This window comes from Amycolatopsis sp. AA4 (assembly GCF_002796545.1).
In the GTDB taxonomy this organism is placed as follows: Bacteria; Actinomycetota; Actinomycetes; order Mycobacteriales; family Pseudonocardiaceae; genus Amycolatopsis.
In genome coordinates this window covers 2,989,009-3,006,320 of sequence record NZ_CP024894.1, presented here as the reverse complement: position 1 = coordinate 3,006,320, position 17,312 = coordinate 2,989,009, and the positions used below count along the sequence as shown (strand labels likewise).

The 17,312-nt window shown below is 70.6% G+C and carries 15 protein-coding genes; 10 read left to right on the top strand and 5 right to left on the bottom strand.

Features of this window, described 5'->3' with window-relative positions:
- Positions 1 to 27: 27 nt before the first annotated feature.
- Positions 28 to 1,287 carry a Bcr/CflA family multidrug efflux MFS transporter gene (locus tag CU254_RS14150; protein WP_100266785.1) on the bottom strand — a complete coding sequence of 420 codons (1,260 nt, stop codon included), beginning with the start codon at positions 1,285 to 1,287 and terminating at the stop codon, positions 28 to 30.
- Positions 1,288 to 1,392: 105 nt separating this feature from the next.
- Positions 1,393 to 4,539 (bottom strand): GH92 family glycosyl hydrolase, encoded by a 3,147-nt coding sequence (locus CU254_RS14145; RefSeq protein ID WP_234392827.1) that lies wholly within the window; start codon positions 4,537 to 4,539, stop codon positions 1,393 to 1,395.
- A 236-nt stretch (positions 4,540 to 4,775) separates the two neighbouring features.
- Between CU254_RS14145 and CU254_RS14140 the strand changes: the two genes are divergently transcribed.
- The 4 genes from CU254_RS14140 to CU254_RS14125 all read left to right on the top strand — a co-directional run bounded on the left by CU254_RS14140 (position 4,776) and on the right by CU254_RS14125 (position 8,030).
- Positions 4,776 to 5,084, top strand: coding sequence for a cupin domain-containing protein (locus tag CU254_RS14140; RefSeq protein WP_009076745.1), 309 nt, complete (start codon positions 4,776 to 4,778; stop codon positions 5,082 to 5,084).
- A 79-nt stretch (positions 5,085 to 5,163) separates the two neighbouring features.
- A complete protein-coding gene (locus CU254_RS14135) occupies positions 5,164 to 5,991 on the top strand; it encodes a peptidoglycan-binding protein (RefSeq protein WP_037713605.1) in 828 nt (275 codons plus the stop codon).
- Positions 5,992 to 6,048: 57 nt separating this feature from the next.
- The gene (locus CU254_RS14130; RefSeq protein ID WP_009076742.1) at positions 6,049 to 6,867 is read left to right on the top strand and encodes an LLM class flavin-dependent oxidoreductase; all 819 of its coding nucleotides are present in this window, start codon (positions 6,049 to 6,051) and stop codon (positions 6,865 to 6,867) included.
- 137 nt (positions 6,868 to 7,004) lie between these two features.
- Complete coding sequence (locus CU254_RS14125; RefSeq protein ID WP_009076740.1) at positions 7,005 to 8,030, top strand: NADPH:quinone reductase; 1,026 nt, start codon at positions 7,005 to 7,007, stop codon at positions 8,028 to 8,030.
- Here CU254_RS14125 and CU254_RS14120 read toward each other — a convergent pair.
- A complete protein-coding gene (locus CU254_RS14120) occupies positions 8,023 to 8,877 on the bottom strand; it encodes an SDR family NAD(P)-dependent oxidoreductase (protein ID WP_009076738.1) in 855 nt (284 codons plus the stop codon). The two genes, CU254_RS14125 and CU254_RS14120, sit on opposite strands and share 8 nt — an antisense overlap.
- A gap of 68 nt (positions 8,878 to 8,945) precedes the next feature.
- Here CU254_RS14120 and CU254_RS14115 point away from each other — a divergent pair, with 68 nt between their 5' ends.
- The gene (locus CU254_RS14115) at positions 8,946 to 9,533 is read left to right on the top strand and encodes a TetR/AcrR family transcriptional regulator (RefSeq protein WP_100266784.1); all 588 of its coding nucleotides are present in this window, start codon (positions 8,946 to 8,948) and stop codon (positions 9,531 to 9,533) included.
- On the opposite strand, the gene CU254_RS14110 is transcribed toward CU254_RS14115, so the two are convergent.
- Entirely contained in the window at positions 9,517 to 10,083 is a 567-nt protein-coding gene (locus CU254_RS14110) for a TetR/AcrR family transcriptional regulator (protein ID WP_009076734.1), read from the bottom strand. The genes CU254_RS14115 and CU254_RS14110 overlap by 17 nt on opposite strands.
- Before the next feature lie 82 nt (positions 10,084 to 10,165).
- On the opposite strand from CU254_RS14110, the gene CU254_RS14105 reads away from it, so the two are divergent.
- On the top strand, positions 10,166 to 11,083 hold the full coding sequence (locus CU254_RS14105; RefSeq protein ID WP_009076732.1) for an NADP-dependent oxidoreductase: 918 nt from the start codon (positions 10,166 to 10,168) through the stop codon (positions 11,081 to 11,083).
- A 328-nt stretch (positions 11,084 to 11,411) separates the two neighbouring features.
- Positions 11,412 to 11,840 (top strand): DoxX family protein, encoded by a 429-nt coding sequence (locus CU254_RS14100; RefSeq protein WP_009076731.1) that lies wholly within the window; start codon positions 11,412 to 11,414, stop codon positions 11,838 to 11,840.
- Positions 11,841 to 11,852: 12 nt separating this feature from the next.
- Here the strand turns inward: CU254_RS14100 and CU254_RS14095 are convergent, their stop codons facing one another.
- A complete protein-coding gene (locus CU254_RS14095; RefSeq protein WP_009076729.1) occupies positions 11,853 to 12,878 on the bottom strand; it encodes a LacI family DNA-binding transcriptional regulator in 1,026 nt (341 codons plus the stop codon).
- Between the two features lie 118 nt (positions 12,879 to 12,996).
- Here CU254_RS14095 and CU254_RS14090 point away from each other — a divergent pair, with 118 nt between their 5' ends.
- From CU254_RS14090 to CU254_RS14080, 3 genes are all read left to right on the top strand, one after another.
- Positions 12,997 to 14,433 carry a cytosine permease gene (locus CU254_RS14090; RefSeq protein WP_050788176.1) on the top strand — a complete coding sequence of 479 codons (1,437 nt, stop codon included), beginning with the start codon at positions 12,997 to 12,999 and terminating at the stop codon, positions 14,431 to 14,433.
- Positions 14,434 to 14,528: 95 nt separating this feature from the next.
- Positions 14,529 to 16,121: an amidohydrolase gene (locus CU254_RS14085; RefSeq protein WP_009076723.1), complete on the top strand. Its 1,593-nt coding sequence runs from the start codon at positions 14,529 to 14,531 to the stop codon at positions 16,119 to 16,121.
- A gap of 32 nt (positions 16,122 to 16,153) precedes the next feature.
- Positions 16,154 to 17,011, top strand: coding sequence for an LLM class flavin-dependent oxidoreductase (locus tag CU254_RS14080; protein ID WP_037717125.1), 858 nt, complete (start codon positions 16,154 to 16,156; stop codon positions 17,009 to 17,011).
- Positions 17,012 to 17,312: the final 301 nt, after the last annotated feature.

Here is a 17,312-nt window from a genome sequence, read left to right as displayed (position 1 = left end):
CCGACGACGCCGCTCACCCCCCAGACCTCAGTCGACCGCCACCGGCACCCGGAGGTCGACCGTTTCGTCCCGCTCGACCTCCCGGCCCTGCCACGGCCGCGCGATCAGCCACAGCACCAGGCCGGACACGACCAGTCCGCCGAACATCACCGTGGCCATCGCGGCCGCGTTGTTGCCGAGCAGGCCGACCACCGGCGAGACCGCCGCGCCGACGCCGAACTGCACCGCACCCAGCAGCGACGCCGCCGTCCCGGCGTTGTCCCCGTGCGCGTCGAGCGCGACCGCGGGCGCGTTCGGCAGAATCAGCCCGGCGAAGAACAGCACCGCCCACACCGGCACCGCGACGCCGAACATGCCGCCGAATCCGGTCAGCGCGGTCACCAGCAGCACCGCCGCCGAGGCCGCCGCCGCGACGCTCGCGAAAAGCAGCACCTGGTGCGGTTCGAACCGGTTCATCAGCCGGGCGTTGACCTGCGTCGCGGCGATCAGCCACACCGCGCTCGCCCCGAACATCAGGCCGAACTGCTGCTGGTCCAGCCCGTACTGCTGCTGGAACACGAACGACCCGCCGCTGACGAACGCGAACAGCCCGGCCATCGCGAACCCGGCCACGAGCACCAGCCCGACGAACGAGCGGTCGGTGAACAGGCTCCGGTAGGACCGCACGGTCGCCCGGAACCGGAACGGCTGCCGCCGCGCGGGCGGCAGGGTCTCCGGCAGCGCGAGCGCCGCCGCGATGCCGCTCGCCAGCCCGATCGCGGCGAGCGCCACGAACACCCCGCGCCAGTGCGTCCACGCCAGCAGCGCGCTGCCGAGCGTAGGGGCCAGCACTGGGGAAACGCCCATCACGAGGATGAGCTTGGACAGCAGTTTCGCCGCGGCGCGATCGGTGTAGAGGTCGCGCACCACGGCCAGCGCCAGCACCGCGCCCGCCGAGGCGCCCAGCCCCTGCAGCACGCGCGCCGCGCTCAGCAGCTCGACCGTCGGGGCCACCAGGCACAGCAGCGACGCGAGCACGTGGATCAAACTTCCCGCGACGAGCGGGATCCGCCGCCCCATCGCGTCCGAAAGCGGGCCGGCGATCAGCTGGCCGAGCCCGAGCCCCAGCACCGTTCCGGTGAGGGTGAGCTGGATCGTCGACTCCGTCGTCGACAGTTCGCGGGTGATGTCCGGCAGCGCCGGAAGATACATGTCGATGGACAGCGGCCCCAGTGCCACCAGAACGCCCAGCACGAGCACCAGCTTCAGCTGGCCGCCGGCCTTCGGCGCTTCGCGTGTTTCGTTCACGCCACTCCCCTTCGTCGTGAGCACGCCAGTCACTTACGACGAAGAGGGCCGAGAAATTCCGGAACCTCCGAACAGATCACACCCTGGGAATCCCGCTTGACAAACTCAGCCGAGGCCGAGGGCGAAGACGTGGAGGTCCGGATCGGACGGGAGCGTCACCGTCGCGATCTTCTTTCCGGCCGGGATTTCCAGCGGCGCGGTGGCGTAAACCGAGGCGCCGATTCCCTGGCCGCCGGGCTGATTCCGGTGCGCGGTGCGGGCCACGAGCGTATTGCCGAACACTGGTTCGGTTTTTCCGCCCGGCAACACCCAGTCACCGAACGAAAGATCGGCGGTCGCGGTCGTGCCGTCGGCGAACGCCACCGTCGCGCTCCCGCGATGGTCTCCGTTCGTCGCCGAACCGACGAAAAGCAGGCGGGCGGCTGAAGTTCCACCTAACTCAAGCTTCTGTCCGGACGCGACCGCGTTGTCCGGACGGCCCGACGGCGCGGCGGGCCAGACGAACGTCGTGCCCGCGACGTGGCCGGTCGACCCCGGAGCGAGACCGGCGTCCGCCAGTGCGTTCCGCGAATAGCTGTTTCCGGCGCCGTCGAAATTCGCCGAACCGCCGTCGCCGTCGTCGGAGATTCCGGCATTGTCGAAGGCGCCGACCAGGCTTCCCTTTGGCGCGACCACCACAATTACCGAGGAAGAAACCGAATGTCCGGCTCCGCGCAACGTCACCGGAACTTCGTAGTAACCCGCGGGAGTGCCCGCCGCGGCCGTGACGGTGAGTTCGGTTTTCCCGCTGCCGGTTCGGCTGTCGAGCCACACCGAACGCGGACCGGACACGGTGATCCCGGCCGGTGCCGACGTCGCGAGGTCCAGCGAGCGCAGGGGCACGCCGAGCCGCTGGCCGTTCACCGCGACCGTGCCGGAGCCGCCCGGTTCGACGGTCACCTGGTTGGCCGCCGAACCGACGAACGGTTCCTCACCGTCCCGATAGGACGGTGGCTGCGTGTTCGCCGCCCAGTTCCGGTCCGGTTGCGCGGACAGCGCGAAGTCGAGCCGACCGCCGTTGCGCGCGAGATCCTGCGGCACCGACGTGCGATCCCACCGGTGCCCGTTCAGCGTCAGGCCGTGGACGTACTGCGTGGTCGCCGAGGCTCCCGGCGCGCGGAGGTCCAGCGTGCGACCGCCGGGCAGCGTCAGCACCGCGCGCTCGAACAGCGGGCTGTGCACGGTGAGGTCGGGCGTGCCCGGAGTCGACGGATACAGCCCCAGCGCGGCCCAGACATACCAGGACGACTGTGCGCCGAGGTCGTCGTTGCCGGGCTCGCCGTCCGGAGTCGCGCTGAACAGGGTGGTCGCGATCCGGCGCACCACTTCCTGCGTCTTCCACGGCTGGCCGACGTGGTTGTACAGCCAGGGAACGCCGAAATCGGGTTCGTTGCCCGCCCACATGTACGGTTCGTTCGGGCCGACGTTGAGCTTCTGGAAGAACGTGTCGAGTCGCGCGGACACCGCGGCCGGACCGCCCATCGCGGTCACCAGCCCGGCCGTGTTCTGCGGCACGAGCCAGGTGTACTGCGCGGCGTTGCCCTCGTCGAACCCGTCCTGGCCGAAGGTGCCGGGCGGGGGCGGCTGATACGCCAGACCGTCCGGGAAGCGGCCGTCCTGGCCGCGCGGCTGCAGGTAGCCGGTCGCCGGGTTGAACAGGTGCTGCCAGTTCTGGCCGCGTTTCGCGAAGTCGCGGGCGACGCCTTGGTCGCCGATCGCGCCCGCGAACTGCGAGATGGCGAAATCGTCGATCGCCCATTCCAGCGTGATCGAGGCGCCGACGCGCGCGTGGTCGCCGCGGGAAGCGTCGTTGTTCGGCAGGTAGCCGCGGGCGAGGTAGTCCGCGATCCCCCGGCGCTCCTGGTACGCGCCGGGCGTTTCGTCGACCGACGTCGCGCCCTTGACCAGGTACTTCAGCGCGGTCTTGACGTCGAAGTCGCGCGCGCCGAAAGCGTAGAGACTGGACAGCAGCGCGACGGAACTGTCGCCGGTCATCTGCCCGGTGTAGCCGTTGGCCATCGGCCAGCGCGGCCACCAGCCGCCCTGGACCGCGTCGTTGGTCAGCGACTGCGCCATGTCGCTGGCTTCCTTCGGGAACAGCATCCCGTGCAGGGGCGCGAGCGAGCGGTAGGTATCCCAGTCGGAGAAGTTGGCATATTGCGCGTGCCCGGCCGGAAGCGTGCGGATCTGGTTGTCGAAGCCGATATAGCGGCCGTCGACGTCGTTGAACGTGTTGGGGTGCATCAGGCCGTGGTAGAGCGCGGTGTAGAACGTCTTGAGCTGCGCGGAATCCTTGCCCGCCACGCGAATCCGGCCGAGCGCGTCGTGCCAGGCGTCCCGCGTGCTCTGGCGGACTCCGGCGAAGTCCCAGCCGGGCACTTCGGCGGCCATGTTCTTCTTCGCGCCCTCAACGTCCACATAGGACATCGACACCTTCGCGTGCACCACGCCCGCGTCGCCGAACGTCAGGTACGCCCCGGCCTTCGGCGCGTCGACCTGGTCGCTGCCCGGTTGGACGGTTTTGCCGTCCCAGGTGCCGTGCGCGGTGAACGGACGGTCGAAGGCGATGTCGTAGTAGACGGTGTACTTGTTGGGCTTGCCGCAGAAACGCCCGGTCGTGGCTTGCCCGCTGACCTCCCGGTCGCCGGTGATCCGCAGGGTGGCCGCCGAGTTGCCCGCCAGGCTCGCGCCGCCCTTCACCAGGACCTGCGCGTTCTGCCCCGCCGGGAAGGTGAACGCCGCGAGCCCCGTGCGCGTGGTCGCCGTCAGCTCGCTGCGCACCCCCGAGTCCGGAAAGGCGACCGCGTAATAACCCGGTTCGGCCTGCTCATTGTCGTGGGTGAACCGCTCGACGCGGTCCCACGGTTTCGCCCCGACGTCGCCGGTGACCGGCAGAATCGGGACGTCGCCGAAGGCGTTGCAGCCGACCGACGCGTGGTCGAGGCTGAACCCGCGGATCTTGTCGCTGTGGTACTGGTAGCCGGCGTAGGACCCGTCGGTGTCCGGCGAGAACTGCATCATCCCGAACGGCGCGGCCGGGCCGGGAAAGTTGTTGATCTCGCCGACGGAAGTCCCGCCGCGGCCGGTGCCGATGAGCGGGTCCACGTACGCCGCCGGATCGCCGGCCAACGGGGTTTGCGGCGCGGCCGCCGCCGCGGTCCCCGCCCCGACGACGACCGCCGTCACCAACGCTGCCACGACCGAGTACCGCACGGCGCCTCCCAGACCTCGTGCTGTCCGACCTTTCCGGCTGGCGGACCGCGAGGTCAACCGAATGACAGAGATCTGGCCGGTTTCGGGCGGACAGACATCCGACCGGCGGCACGCCGCGCTGCCCGGTCCTCGCCGACCGGAGGTCCGTGAGGGGAACCCTGAGGGACTCTGATTCCGTGAGGGTTCCCCTCACGGACCTCCGCGCCGAGGCGGCAAGCGGGCTAACCTCGGCGGACATGACAGAACCCGCCACCCGGGACGTCGAGGGCTACGAGGTCGGCTCCAGCGTCTCCGTCATCCGCGAATACGCCACCGAGCCCGGCGCCGGGCCGCGGCTGCACCGGCATCCCTACCGCGAAACCTTCGTCATCCAGCGCGGACGCGCGTTGTTCACCATCGGCGAGGAGCAGCGCGAAGGCGTCGCCGGGGAGGTGCTCGTCGCGCCCGCGAACACGCCGCACAAGTTCGTGTCCCTCGGTCCCGGACCGTACGAGGCCGTGCACATCCACGAGAACGACCGGTTCGTCACCGAGTGGCTGGAGTGAGGTCGAGCCGCATTTGTACGTCCCGTGTATCCCGCTCGGCGATGCTCGGCCCGGACCGACCAGGACCGGGAGGACACGGATGCTCAGGAAACTCGCAGTGCTCACCGCAGGGGCCGCGGCGGCGGCCGCGGTCGCCGTCGCCGCTCCGGGCGTAGCCGCGGCGCTGCCCGCGGCGAACATGGAGGCCGTGCTGCTCGCGGCCCAGATCGACCCGCAGCGCGCCGACAGCACGCAGACGCCGGGCGCGCACGACAGCGTCCTGCTGGTCGAGAAGGCGCTGCAGGCGAAGGGGCTGCTGGACGCCAAGTACGTCGACGGCTACTTCGGCACCACCACGATCGACGCCTACTCGAAGTACCAGAAGTCGCTGGGCTACACCGGACTCGACGCGTCCGGACTGCCCGGCAAGACGTCGCTGGAGAAGCTCGGCTCCGGCAGGTACACGGTGACGAACGTGGTATCCGCGGGCAGCCACGTGACATACCACGGCGTCACGCTGAACACGCGCACCAAGGCGATGCTGCAGGCGGCGGAAAAGCTGTTCGGCAAGGAAGTCGGCCTCACCCAGGGTTCGTACAACCCGGGCGGCGTCGGCGCGTCGGCCGGAACGCACGACGGCGGCGGCGCGTTCGACGTTTCGGTCGCGAACATGTCCTCGGCGACCCGCACCGAATTCGCCAAGGATCTCCGGAAAGTCGGGTTCGCGGCCTGGGTGCGCACGCCGGACCAGGGCGATTGGGGCTACCACATCCACGCGATCGCGGTGAACGATCCCGACCTGTCCTCGGGCGCGCAGCACCAGGTCGGCGCCTATTACCTCGGGCAGAACGGCCTGGCCAACCACGGCAAGGACGACGGCCCCGCGGTCAACCCGAAGCTGACCTGGGAGCAATACCAGCGCGGCTGACTCACCCGGCCGCCGCATTTGCTGGCGCGAGTGCGGCGGCCGTGGTTTTCTGGCGGCATGGCGGGAAAAACATTTCGGTTCGGGGTCGTCGCGGCAGCACAGGAGGGCGGCGGGAAATGGCGCGAAACCGCCCGCCGCGCGGAGGATCTCGGATATTCGACCCTGCTGTCGCCGGACAATCTCCATTCCCCGACCCCCACCGCGTCGCTCGCCGTCGCCGCGTCGGTGACGACCGAACTGCGGGTCGGGACGTTCGTGTCCGCCAGCCCGCTGCGCACGCCGCGCGCGGCCGCGTGGGAGGCGCACAGCCTCAGCGTGCTCACCGACCGCCGGTTCGAAATGGGGATCGGCACCGGGATCCCGGCGATGCGCGAAGCCGCCGCCGAACTGGGCCTGCCGTACGGCACCGGTCCGCAGCGCCTGGCCCAGGTGTCGGACACGATCTCGCACCTGCGCCGCCTCGACGGGGACGCGCACACGCCGGTGATGGTCGCCGCGGGCGGCCCGAAAAGCCGCCGGCTGGCCGGGGAACGGGCGGACATCGTCACTCTCGCCGGCAGCGTCCTCGCGTCGCGTGCCGAGACCGCGGCGAACGCCGCCGAGATCCGCGCTGCGGCGGGCGGACGGGAGGTCGAACTGGCGATGAACATTTTCGTCGTCGGCGAGGAGATCCCGCCGTGGATCCGCGGTTTCGTCGGGCACGACATCGACACCCTCGTCGAACACGACTCCCTCGCCCTCCTGCGCGGCGGACCGGCCGCGATGGCCGACGAACTGCAGCGGCGGCGGGAGGAACTCGGGGTTTCGTACTTCAGCGTGAACGGCGCTTTCCTCGAGGACTTCGCCCCGGTGGTGGCTCGGCTCGCTGGCCGCTGACTGCGCGCCAGGCCTGTTCCGGAGCCTCGCACTTACCGCCTGAAGGCCGCTTCCCGAAGCCCCGGTGATCACCCGACTCCCCCGACGCCGACCCGCCCGCCGGGAATAGCCGCGCCTTCCGGGGAATTGCACCGAGGGTGAAAGCTGTGACCTACCGCCAGTTCGGCGGCCCGGAAGTGCTGACGTTGTCCGAACTCGCCGTGCCGGAGCCGGGGCCGGGCGAGGTGCGCGTGCGGATCGTCGTGTCCGCGGTGAACCCGACCGACTGGAAGGCGCGCTCCGGCTCCTCCCGCTTCGGTGCCGAGGCGCAGTTGTCCGTGCCCAACCAGGACGGGGCCGGCGTCGTGGACGCGGTCGGGCCCGGGGTGGACGGATTCTCCGAGGGCGACCGGGTGTGGCTGCTGCTGGCCGCCGCGCACGCGCCGTTGTCCGGGACCGCGCAGGAGTACACCGTGCTTCCGGCGGACCGGCTCGTCCCGCTCCCCGACGAGGTCGGGTTCGACGAGGGGGCCGCTTTCGCGATCCCGGCTCTCACCGCGCACCGCGCGCTCACTGTCGCGGAGGACGGACCGCAGCGGCTCGCCCCGAACGCGTTGGCTGGCAAGACCATTCTGGTCAGCGGCGGCGCGGGCGCGGTCGGGAACGCCGCGATCCAGCTGGCGCGCTGGGCCGGAGCGACCGTGATCGCCACCGTCAGCACCGAGGACAAGGCCGCGCTCGCGCGCGCCGCCGGGGCGCAGCATGTCGTGCGGTACACCGAAGGCGACGTCGCCGCGGCGATCCGGGACATCGCGCCGGACGGGGTCGACGTGATCGTGGAGGTCGCCGTCGGCGTGAACGCTCCCCTGCACACCGCGGTACTCCGCCCGCGCGGCGTCGTCGCGGCCTACGGCGACGACCGCGGAAACGGAACCGTGACTGTCGACTTTGGACAGAACGTTTTCCTCAACAGCCGCTACCAGTTCGTGGTCCTCTACACCGTCGGATTCGACCGCCTACGCGCCGGTGCGGAAGACCTGAACGCCGCTCTGCGCGACGGCGGGCTCCGGCTCGGCCCAGACCACGGCCTGCCCGTGCACCGGTTCCCCCTGGCGGAAACCGCTCGCGCGCACGAAGCGTCGCAGAAAGGCGTCACCGGGAAGGTGCTGATCGACGTCAGCTGAACACCGGCTCGACTCCGGTCAGCTCCACGCTCGCCGCCCACAACCGGGCGGCGGCGTCGGCGTCCGCGTACGGCCCGCGCACCGGTTCCGGCCGGGGCCGTCCCTTGAGACCGAACACGCGCGGACCCCAGATCTGACCACTGTGGACATCCGGACCGACCGCCGCCCGCACCGCTGGCCTCGCGCCGCCGTCCTTGCCCTGCAAGGCAATCCGCGCGAGGCTCAGCTTCTTGCTCCGCACGTGCAGCGGCGGCCGGTCCGGAGTCAGGCTGTCCAACGCCCCGCCCGGATGCGCGACGACACTCAGCCTGCTGCTGCCAGCCGCTCGCAGCCGCCGATCCAGCTCCAGCGCGAAGAGCGTCTGCGCGAGCTTCGACCGTTCATACGCGGTTTTCGGCTGATAGCTCTGCTTACTCTCGAGATCGTCGAAATCGAGTTTCGCTGACTTCGCCGCGAAACTGCCCATCGTCACGATCCTCGCGCCCGGCTTCAGCCGGTCCCGCAGCGCCGCCGTCAGCGCGAAGTGCCCGAGATGGTTGACCCCGAACGTCATCTCGTGCCCGTCCTTGGTCTCCCGCCGCTCCGGCCCGTCGAGATACACCCCCGCGTTCAGCACGACCGCGTCGAGTTCCCCGACGTCGATCCCCTTCACCGACGCCAGATCGGCAAGGTCCAGCCGCGCCCATGACGCGCGCACCCCCGGCACCCGCTCGCGAAGGACCTTCACCGCGACCTCCGCCTTCGCCGCGTCCCGGCTGCCGAGCACCACCTCCACCCCCGCCTCGGCCAGCTGTTCCGCGACGAAGTAGCCGATCCCCGCGTTGCCCCCGGTCACCAGCACCGTCATGACACCCTCCTAAATCTGAAGTGATTCTAACTTTAAACCCACTTCAGCTTTGGGGTAGACTGGGGTCCGTGGTCAACACCGGACGACGCGAACGCCGCAAACTCGAAACCCGCCGCAAGCTGGACGAGGTCGCGCTGCGGCTGTTCCTGAAGCACGGCTACGACGGGGTGACCGTCGCGCAGATCGCCGAAGAGGCCGACATCTCCGTCGCGACCCTGTTCGCGCACGTCCCGGACGGCAAAGACGCCCTGATCTTCGACGACGGCTCGGAACGCCGAGCCGGAATCGTCGCCGCGGTCCGAGACCGCGCCCCGGCCGAACCGGTCCTCGATGCCCTGCACCGCTTCTTCGCCGCCCGCGGCCCGTATTCGACGGACCTCCCGCCGGAACACGCCCCGAAACGCGACCTGATCGTGCAGACGCCCGCCCTGCGCGAATACGCGCGCCGCCTGTGGCACTCCTGCGAACCCGAACTGACGACCGCACTAGCCGAGGAAAGCGGCCTGCCCGCGGACGACCCGGCCGTGCGCGCTTTGGCGCGATTCGTACTGGAAATCCCGGATCTCACCGGCACCGCGGCGGATCCTTCTGCCGCGCTGGCGTCCGTCTTCGCGCTGCTTAAATCCGGCTGGAGAACCCTCAACAGTCCGCACTGACCTCGCGCACCTCGGCAAGCACCCCCCGCACCAGCACCCCGAACTCCCCGCCCCCCGCGCCGATCCACTCGTCATGCGCGATCTCCCAGGCGAGCGCACCCACCTTCGCCGCCACCCGCGCGGTCCGGCCCGCGACACCGCGCCTCTCCAGCGCCCCGATCATCGCCTCCACCAAACCGATCCGCTTGCGCGCTTCCCGCTCCCCCAGCTCCGGATTGGCGTCCAGCACAGCCTGCCGCCGCGCGCTGAACTCGCGCCGCTCGCCGGTGAAAACCTCCTGGCCGAGCACATCGAGGGCATGCGCCACCACCTCGAGCGGCCCAGCCCCCCGCGGCGCCGCGGCGATCGCGTCGACCAGCAGGTCGGTCATCGCACTTCCGCCGAACAGCACCTCCCGCTTGTCCGGAAAGTGCCGGAAGAACGTGCTCTTGGTCAGCCCCGCACGCTCCGCGATCTCGATCACGGTCGTGTTTTCGTAGCCGCGCTCCTCGAACAGGTCGAGTGCCGCGGCGGCGAGCCGTCCTGGTGCGTCGGGTTGCCAGCGAGCCATGAAACGAAGTCTACGGGACTAAGTCTCGTCGCTAGGGTACAGTTGATGAGACCAAGTCCCATCACTCCCGAGGAGACGAGCGATGAGCAGAGCTGTCCGTTACCACCGCTTCGGCGGACTCGACGTACTCGACCTGCAGAACGTGCCCGAACCGCACGCCGGGCCGGACGAGATTCGCGTCCGGGTCACCGCCGCCGGACTGAATCCGATGGACTGGCAGATCGCCGCGCAGCCCGAAATAGCGGCGCGGTTCGGCATCACCCTTCCCGCCGGGTTCGGCAGCGATTTCGCCGGAGTGGTCGACGAAGCGGGAGCCGAAGCCTCCGGATTCGCCGTGGGCGAACGGGTGTACGGGGGCGCGATCGGCCGGTCCGTCGCCGATCACATCCTGATCAAAACGCCCGCCGCGACGGTGTGGCGCACTCCGGACGGCATTAGCGACGAGGTGGCGAGCACGCTTCCGGTCGCAGGCCTGACGGCGTCCGCCGCGCTCGCCGCGATCGGGCTCCGCGCCGGGGACACCGTCCTGATCGGCGGGGCGGCGGGCGGCGTCGGCATCTTCGCCGTGCAGCTGGCGAAACTGGCGGGGGCCCGCGTGCTCGGCACCGCCTCCGAACGCACCTTCGACTTCCTCCGCGAACTCGGCGCCGAACCCGTGGCATACGGCCCTGGCCTTCCGGACCGGGTGCGGGCGTTGGCACCCGAAGGGATCACGGCGGCGACCGATCTCTTCGGCAGGGAGACGGCCGAGACCGCGCTCGAACTCGGCGTGGCGCCCGAACGGATCTCCACCGTCGCCGACGGTCCCGCTCTGCCGGGAGTGCGCGCGACGGGTGCGTTCAACGCGGAACCGGGTGCGCTCGAACGCATCACGGACGCGATCCGCTCCGGCGAGCTGACCGTGCCGATCGCGGCGACCTTCCCGGTCGAGCAGATCCGCGAGGCGGTGACAATGCAGGCCGGCCGGCACGCGCACGGCAAGATCGTGGTCGCGCTTTAAGCCGGCCCGGAACGCGAAACAGTTTCAGCAGCCGCGGAATCCTCCGCGAACGCCGGACCGCCCGGCGCGATCCTTTCCGGCAGACGCCGGAAACCCCGTTCCTCCCAACGGACCCGGCCTTTCCCCGAACCGGACCCGGCGCCGTTCGCCTGCGGTTACCACAGTCGGAAGATCCGGCGGAACCTGACTTTCGCAGGTATCGGAGAGACTCCGGTCACCGGTATACCTTGACACCGGTCCAGGAAAGGTCTGGACCACTCTGCGGACCGGTACCGCCGTCCGAACGGACGCCGCCGCGTCCGCCCGAGTCGTCCTATGTGGAGGCAACATGCACCGGCTGGACGCGGCACAGGATTACGCGCTCGGTTTGTTCCGCATCGTCGTCGGGTTCCTCTTCGCCTGCCACGGCGTGAAATCGCTGTTCGGGGTGCTCGGCGCCCACGGCGCGGCTCCGGTGGGCTCGTGGCCGGGCTGGTGGGCCGCGCTCATCCAGCTCGTCGCGGGCGGGCTCGTCCTGCTCGGCGCCGCGACGCGGATCGCGGCGCTGATCGGGTCCGGGTCGATGGCGTACGCCTACTTCTCCGTCCATGTGCCGCAAGGGCTTTTCCCCATCGAGAACGGCGGCGAGGCGGCCGCGATGTTCTGCTGGGCGCTGCTGCTGCTCGCGTTCACCGGCCCCGGCCGGTTCGCGCTCAGCGGGGCGCTTTCGGCGATGCGGCCGCGCGCCTCGCGCGTCGGAGCGGTCCCGCACGCCTGACGAAACCACCGCCTATCCCCGGGTCGACCCGCGCACGAGCAGTTCGTACTCCGCCGGCCCGGGGATCGGCGGCTCGATTCCTTCGACCCGGTCGGCGAGCACCGCGACCGCGGTCCGGGCCAGCTGCACCGGCCGCAGATCGACCGCGGTGATCGGCGGAACGCTCGACCGCGTGTGCTCGGAATCGGAATCCGCGCCGCACGCGATGCGCACGTCGCCGGGCACCGCCCAACCCCGCGCCAGCGCGGCGGCGAGCACCCCGGCCGCGTGCCGTCCGGTCTGGCAGTACACCGCGTCCGGCGGCGAAGCCAGTCCGAACAATTCTTCTCCCGCCTCGCGGCCGCCCGCCTCCCCCGCGACCTCCGCGCGCCGCACCGCGAGCGGCTCCTGCCCGCGAACGCGAACCCAGTCCAGGTAAGCCTTTTCGGCGTCCAGATTCCATTCGTTGCGATCGGTGCCCAGCACCGCCGCGACCCGCGTTCCGCCCGACTCGGCGAGGTGGTCGAGCACCTCGGCGACGATCCGCCCGGTGCCGAGGTCGAGGTAGTCCGGCGACGCGGGCCGCGCCGGATCCCTTCCGACGCCGAGGAACGGCACGCATTCCCGGTCCAGCATCGTGATCAGCGGGTCGTTCTCGACCGGTTCGGTGATCAGGAACCCGTCGCAGGCGAGCCCGACCGCGGGCGCGTCGGCACGCGTCGGATCCGGCACCAGCATCAGCCCGTACCCGCGTTCCACCGCGGCCAGCGCGGCCGACCCGGCGAACCGCAGGAAGTAGTCGACGCCTTCCAGGAACGCGGTGTCCGACGGGTCGAGCGGCCGCACCACCAGCCCGAGCACCCCGAGCCGGCTCGACCGCAGCCCGCGCGCGACCGTGTCCGGCCGGTAGCCCAGCTCGCGCGCCGCCTCCCGCACCCGCTCCGCGGTCTCGGCCGCGACCGTCCCGTTCCCGCTGAAGGCGTGCGACACCGTCGTCGGCGAAACCCCCGCGCGGCGGGCGACGTCCTTGATGGTCGCGCGCGTCCTTTTCCCGGCCATAGCGCAGCAGCCTAACCTCGCCCAAATCGTTTTGGCACGGACTGCGGCGAGAGGATTGCCCAAATCGATTTGGGTCCTTACCGTGGCCCGAGTCGCTTCCCCGGTCCGGAGGTACGCCATGACCGCTCCCGCCACCCCGCCCGTGTCGCCCGGCACGTCCGCGCCGCCCCCTGCCCGGCCCGGGCGCGGCCCCCGCGTGGAAGCCCACGGCATCGACGTCATCGGCGACCACGAACGGCACGGCCGCGCCCGCGACCTGTTCGGGGTGTGGGCGGCGCCCAGCGTCAGCTACCTCAGCCTGGTCGTCGGCGGCGCGCTGGTGCTCAGCGGATTGAGCCTGCCGCAGGCGCTCGCGGTGATCGTCGTGGGCAACCTGTTCTGGGCGCTGGTCGGCCTCGTCGCGGTCAGCGGCCCGGCGGCGGGCGCGCCGAGCGAGGTCATCATGCGGGCCATGTTCGGCACGCGCGGCAACCGGTTCGTGATCGGCCTGAACGGCTGGCTCGTTTCGGTCTGCTACGTGGCGCTGAGCTGGTCCGCGGCCTCGGTGACCGCCTTCAGCCTGTGCGCGCGGCTCGGCATCGGGCTGAACACCCTGGGCAAGGTCCTCGTGATCGTCGCGATCGCCGCCGCGACGCTGGTGATCAGCGTCTACGGCCACTCCGTGATCGTGCGCCTGTACCTTCCGCTGGCCATCGTGACGACCGCGGTTTTCCTGGTGCTGGGCGGATTCCTGATCCGGCACACCGCATGGAGCTACCAGCCCCCGGCACCGCTGCACGGAGTCGCGCTGTGGGCGGCGCTGGCCGGTGGCGTAGCGCTGGTCGCGTCGGCTTCCCTGTCCTACAACAACAGTGCGGACTTCGCGCGCTATCTGCCGCGCGACACCAAACCGTTCGCCGTCGCCGCCTGGACCACCGCTGGAGCGTTCCTGCCGAGCATCGTGTTCACCGCACTCGGCGCGTTCGCGGCGACCACTTTGGACATGAGCGATCCGCAAGCCGCGCTGGAATCCGTTCTGCCGCCGTGGTTTACGCCGATCTTCCTCGTCGCGGTCATCCTCGGCGCGATCGCCAACAACGCGATGACCGTGTACAGCTCGGGCCTCGCGCTGCAGGCGATCGGCGTCCGCCTGCGCCGCTCCCGCAGCGTTCTGCTGGACGGCACCGCCGGGGTCCTGCTCACCCTGTACGCCCTGCTCGTGTCGGACTTTCTCAAGGCAGTCAACGACATGATGCAGCTGATGGTCGTCGTGCTCGCCCCGATGATGGCGATCTACGTGACGGATCTTCTGCTGCGCCGCAACCGCTACGACGGGCACGCACTCGCCGACGAACGCCGCGGCGGCCCGTTCTGGTACGTCGGCGGCGTGCACTGGCCCGGAATCGCCGCCCTCGTCCTCGGCGCGACAGCTTCCGCGTCCTGTCTCGCCGTACCCGGGATGTACACCGGGTTCGTCGCCGGCGCAGCGGGCGGAATCGACTTCTCGCTGCCGGCGGGAATGCTGCTCGCTGCCGGCGTCTACGTACTCACCGGCCGTCCCCGCGCCACTGCCTGACCTCGATCGCAAGGAACAAGCATGCATCTCATAGTCAACGAGCCCGACGCCGCCGCCCGCGAAAAGCGCGGCCTGGCCGAACCGGTGGTGACCCGATGACCCCGGTGCACTACCGCGGCGGCCGGATCTTCACCGCGAGCCCGTCCGGCTGGGCGGAATCCATGGTCGTCCGCGGCGAAACCATCGAATACGTCGGCAGCACCGCGGAGGCCGACCGGCTCGACGCGCGAGCGGTCGAACTGGACGGAGCCTTCGTGCTCCCCGGTTTCGTCGACGCGCACACCCACCTGGTCTCGATGGGCGAAGCCCTGGAGCAGGTCGACCTGTTCTCCGCAACCTCGCCCGAAGACCTCCAGCACCGGCTCGCGCGCGCCGCGGCAGACGATCCGTCCGCGCCGCGAATCCTGGGCCGCAGCTGGCTTTTCGACGCACTCGGCGGCCAAGCACCGCACCGGCAGCTGATCGACGCGGCGGTCCCGGAGCGTCCGGTGTATCTCGCCGCGAACGACCTCCACTCGGCGTGGGTGAACAGCGCCGCGCTGCGCGAACTGGGCATCGACCGCGACACCCCCGACCCGCTCGACGGGCGGATCGGCCGCGACGCTTCCGGCGAACCGGACGGCATGCTCTACGAAACCGCTGCGCTGCAACTGATGCGCCACTTCCTCGAGGATCAGACCAGCGATACCGACCGTGACCGCGCACTGGCCTCCGCGTTCACGCACTACCTCGCGGACGGCGTCACCACTGCGGTCGACATGGCGCTCACCGAGACCGATCTCGCCGCACTGGAACGGGCTCTCGACCACGGTCGGCTTCCCTTGCGCGTCGCCGCGCACTGGCTGATCGAGCGCACCGGAAACACCGAGGACGACCTCCGCCAGGTCGAGCGCGCGGCGGAGTTGAGCGCACGGCTGTCCGGGCCGTGGCTGCGGGTGGCCGGGATCAAAGTGATGGTCGACGGAGTCATCGACACCTGTACTGCGGCCATGAAAAAGCCCTTCGCGGACGGCAGCCACCCCGGACCGTTGTGGCCGTTGGACGCACTGGCCCCAGTCGTCGCGGCGGCGGACGCGGCCGGTTTGCAGGTCGCGATGCACGCCATCGGCGACGAAGCGTCGGACATCGCGCTGTCGGCGCTGGAGCACGCGATCGAGGTCAACGGTCCGCGCGATCGGCGGCATCGTCTCGAACACCTGGAGACCGTGACCCCGGAGAACGTCAAGCGGCTGGCGAAACTCGGTGCTGTCGCGTCGATGCAGCCGGTGCACGCGGACCCGGCGATCCAGGACAACTGGCGCGCGATGCTGGGCGACGACCGCGTACAGCGCGGCTACCCGTGGCCGGAAATGACCGCGGCGGGCGCCGTCCTCGCGTTCGGCTCCGACGCCCCGACCGCGCCGCATCCGCCGCTGCCGAACATGTTCATCGCGACGACCCGCCGGTCCGCCCTGAACCCCGAATTGGAACCCAACCTGCCGGAATACGCCCTGCCCTTGGCCGAAGCCCTCGCCCACGGCACTCGCGACGCCGCGTACGCGTGCCGATGGGACGGTCTGACCGGACAGCTCGCGCCGGGCTTGGCGGCGGATTTCGTCGTGCTGGACGTCGATCCGTTCGCCGAAGCACCGGACGCGCTGCTGCGGGCGCGGGTGCGCCAGACTTTCGTGGCAGGCAAATCCGTTTGACGCGTCCGCCGGGGTTGGGCAGGGTGGTGATCATGCGGTTTTCGGTCTGCATCCCCAACTTCGGCGACTTCGCCGACCCGCGCGCGGTCGCCAAGGTCGCCTCGGCGGCGGAAGAGGCGGGCTGGGACGGCCTGTTCGTCTGGGACCACGTGGTGCTGGACAAACGTCCCGGCCGCCCCTTCGGCGATCCGTGGATTCTGCTGGCCGCGGCGGCACTGGCCACCAGCCGGGTCCGGCTGGGCCCGATGGTCACGCCCGTCGCGCGCCGCCGCCCGCAGCAACTGGCGCGTCTGGTGTCCACTTTGGACAATCTGTCCGGCGGCCGGGTGGTGTTCGGCGTCGGGCTGGGCGCGCCGCTCGACGCGGAGTACGCGGACTTCGGCGAATCCGCCGATCCGAAGGCGATCGCCGAGAAGCTGGACGAGGGCGTCGACCTGATCGCCCGCTTCTGGACCGGCGAACCGGTGACGTTCTCCGGCAAGCACTTCACCGCGCGCGACATCACGCTGCTGCCCGCGCCGGTGCAACGCCCGCGCCCGCCGGTCTGGGTGGCGGGCCGATGGCCCAACCGTCGCCCGATGCGCCGCGCGGCCCGCTGGGACGGGGTGGTGCCGATCTTCGAATCCGCCGGTCCCACGGGTTTGCCGGAACTCGCCGAGGTGCGCGACCTCATCGCGTACATCCGGAGCCAGCGGACCGCGGACGCCCCCTTCGACGTGGTGGTCGGCGGAACGAGCCCGAACGACCCGGCGAAGGCGCGCAGCCTGGTCGCACCGCTGGCCGAGGCCGGGGTGACGTGGTGGGAGGAGAGCCTGCCGTTCGGGAGCGCGGACGAGGACAAGCTGGAGCCCGTACTGCGGCGGGTGGAGGCCGGGCCGCCTGTTCTTTAGACCTGCCCTGGCTGTGATCGTGGCCGGATGGTGCCCGGATTCCACGTTGCGGTGCGCGGGCCATCGCTCGACGGCTGGCGGACTGTTGCTGGCCTGGCTGCACTCGCTGGTTCAGCGCGACCGACCACGACTGACTAAGCACGCGGCCTCGATCGAACGCCCGCCAACGCCGCAATGTCAGACCATCGCCGATCAGGCACCCGCCCGAGATCCAACATCGCAGAGCTGGACCCCCCCTCAGCCCGGCACACAGCGCGACCGACCATGGCTACTCGTCAGCGCCGCCGCGATCGAATGCCGC

Bases quoted from the DNA above. Each gene is read 5' to 3' on its own strand.
- CU254_RS14140 (WP_009076745.1), top strand. From the start codon at position 4,776: ATGACAGAACCCGCCACCCGGGACGTCGAGGGCTACGAGGTCGGCTCC.
- CU254_RS14135 (WP_037713605.1), top strand. From the start codon at position 5,164: ATGCTCAGGAAACTCGCAGTGCTCACCGCAGGGGCCGCGGCGGCGGCC.
- CU254_RS14130 (WP_009076742.1), top strand. From the start codon at position 6,049: ATGGCGGGAAAAACATTTCGGTTCGGGGTCGTCGCGGCAGCACAGGAG.
- CU254_RS14120 (WP_009076738.1), bottom strand. From the start codon at position 8,877: ATGACGGTGCTGGTGACCGGGGGCAACGCGGGGATCGGCTACTTCGTC.
- CU254_RS14110 (WP_009076734.1), bottom strand. From the start codon at position 10,083: ATGGCTCGCTGGCAACCCGACGCACCAGGACGGCTCGCCGCCGCGGCA.
- CU254_RS14105 (WP_009076732.1), top strand. From the start codon at position 10,166: ATGAGCAGAGCTGTCCGTTACCACCGCTTCGGCGGACTCGACGTACTC.
- CU254_RS14100 (WP_009076731.1), top strand. From the start codon at position 11,412: ATGCACCGGCTGGACGCGGCACAGGATTACGCGCTCGGTTTGTTCCGC.
- CU254_RS14095 (WP_009076729.1), bottom strand. From the start codon at position 12,878: ATGGCCGGGAAAAGGACGCGCGCGACCATCAAGGACGTCGCCCGCCGC.
- CU254_RS14090 (WP_050788176.1), top strand. From the start codon at position 12,997: ATGACCGCTCCCGCCACCCCGCCCGTGTCGCCCGGCACGTCCGCGCCG.
- CU254_RS14085 (WP_009076723.1), top strand. From the start codon at position 14,529: ATGACCCCGGTGCACTACCGCGGCGGCCGGATCTTCACCGCGAGCCCG.
- CU254_RS14080 (WP_037717125.1), top strand. From the start codon at position 16,154: ATGCGGTTTTCGGTCTGCATCCCCAACTTCGGCGACTTCGCCGACCCG.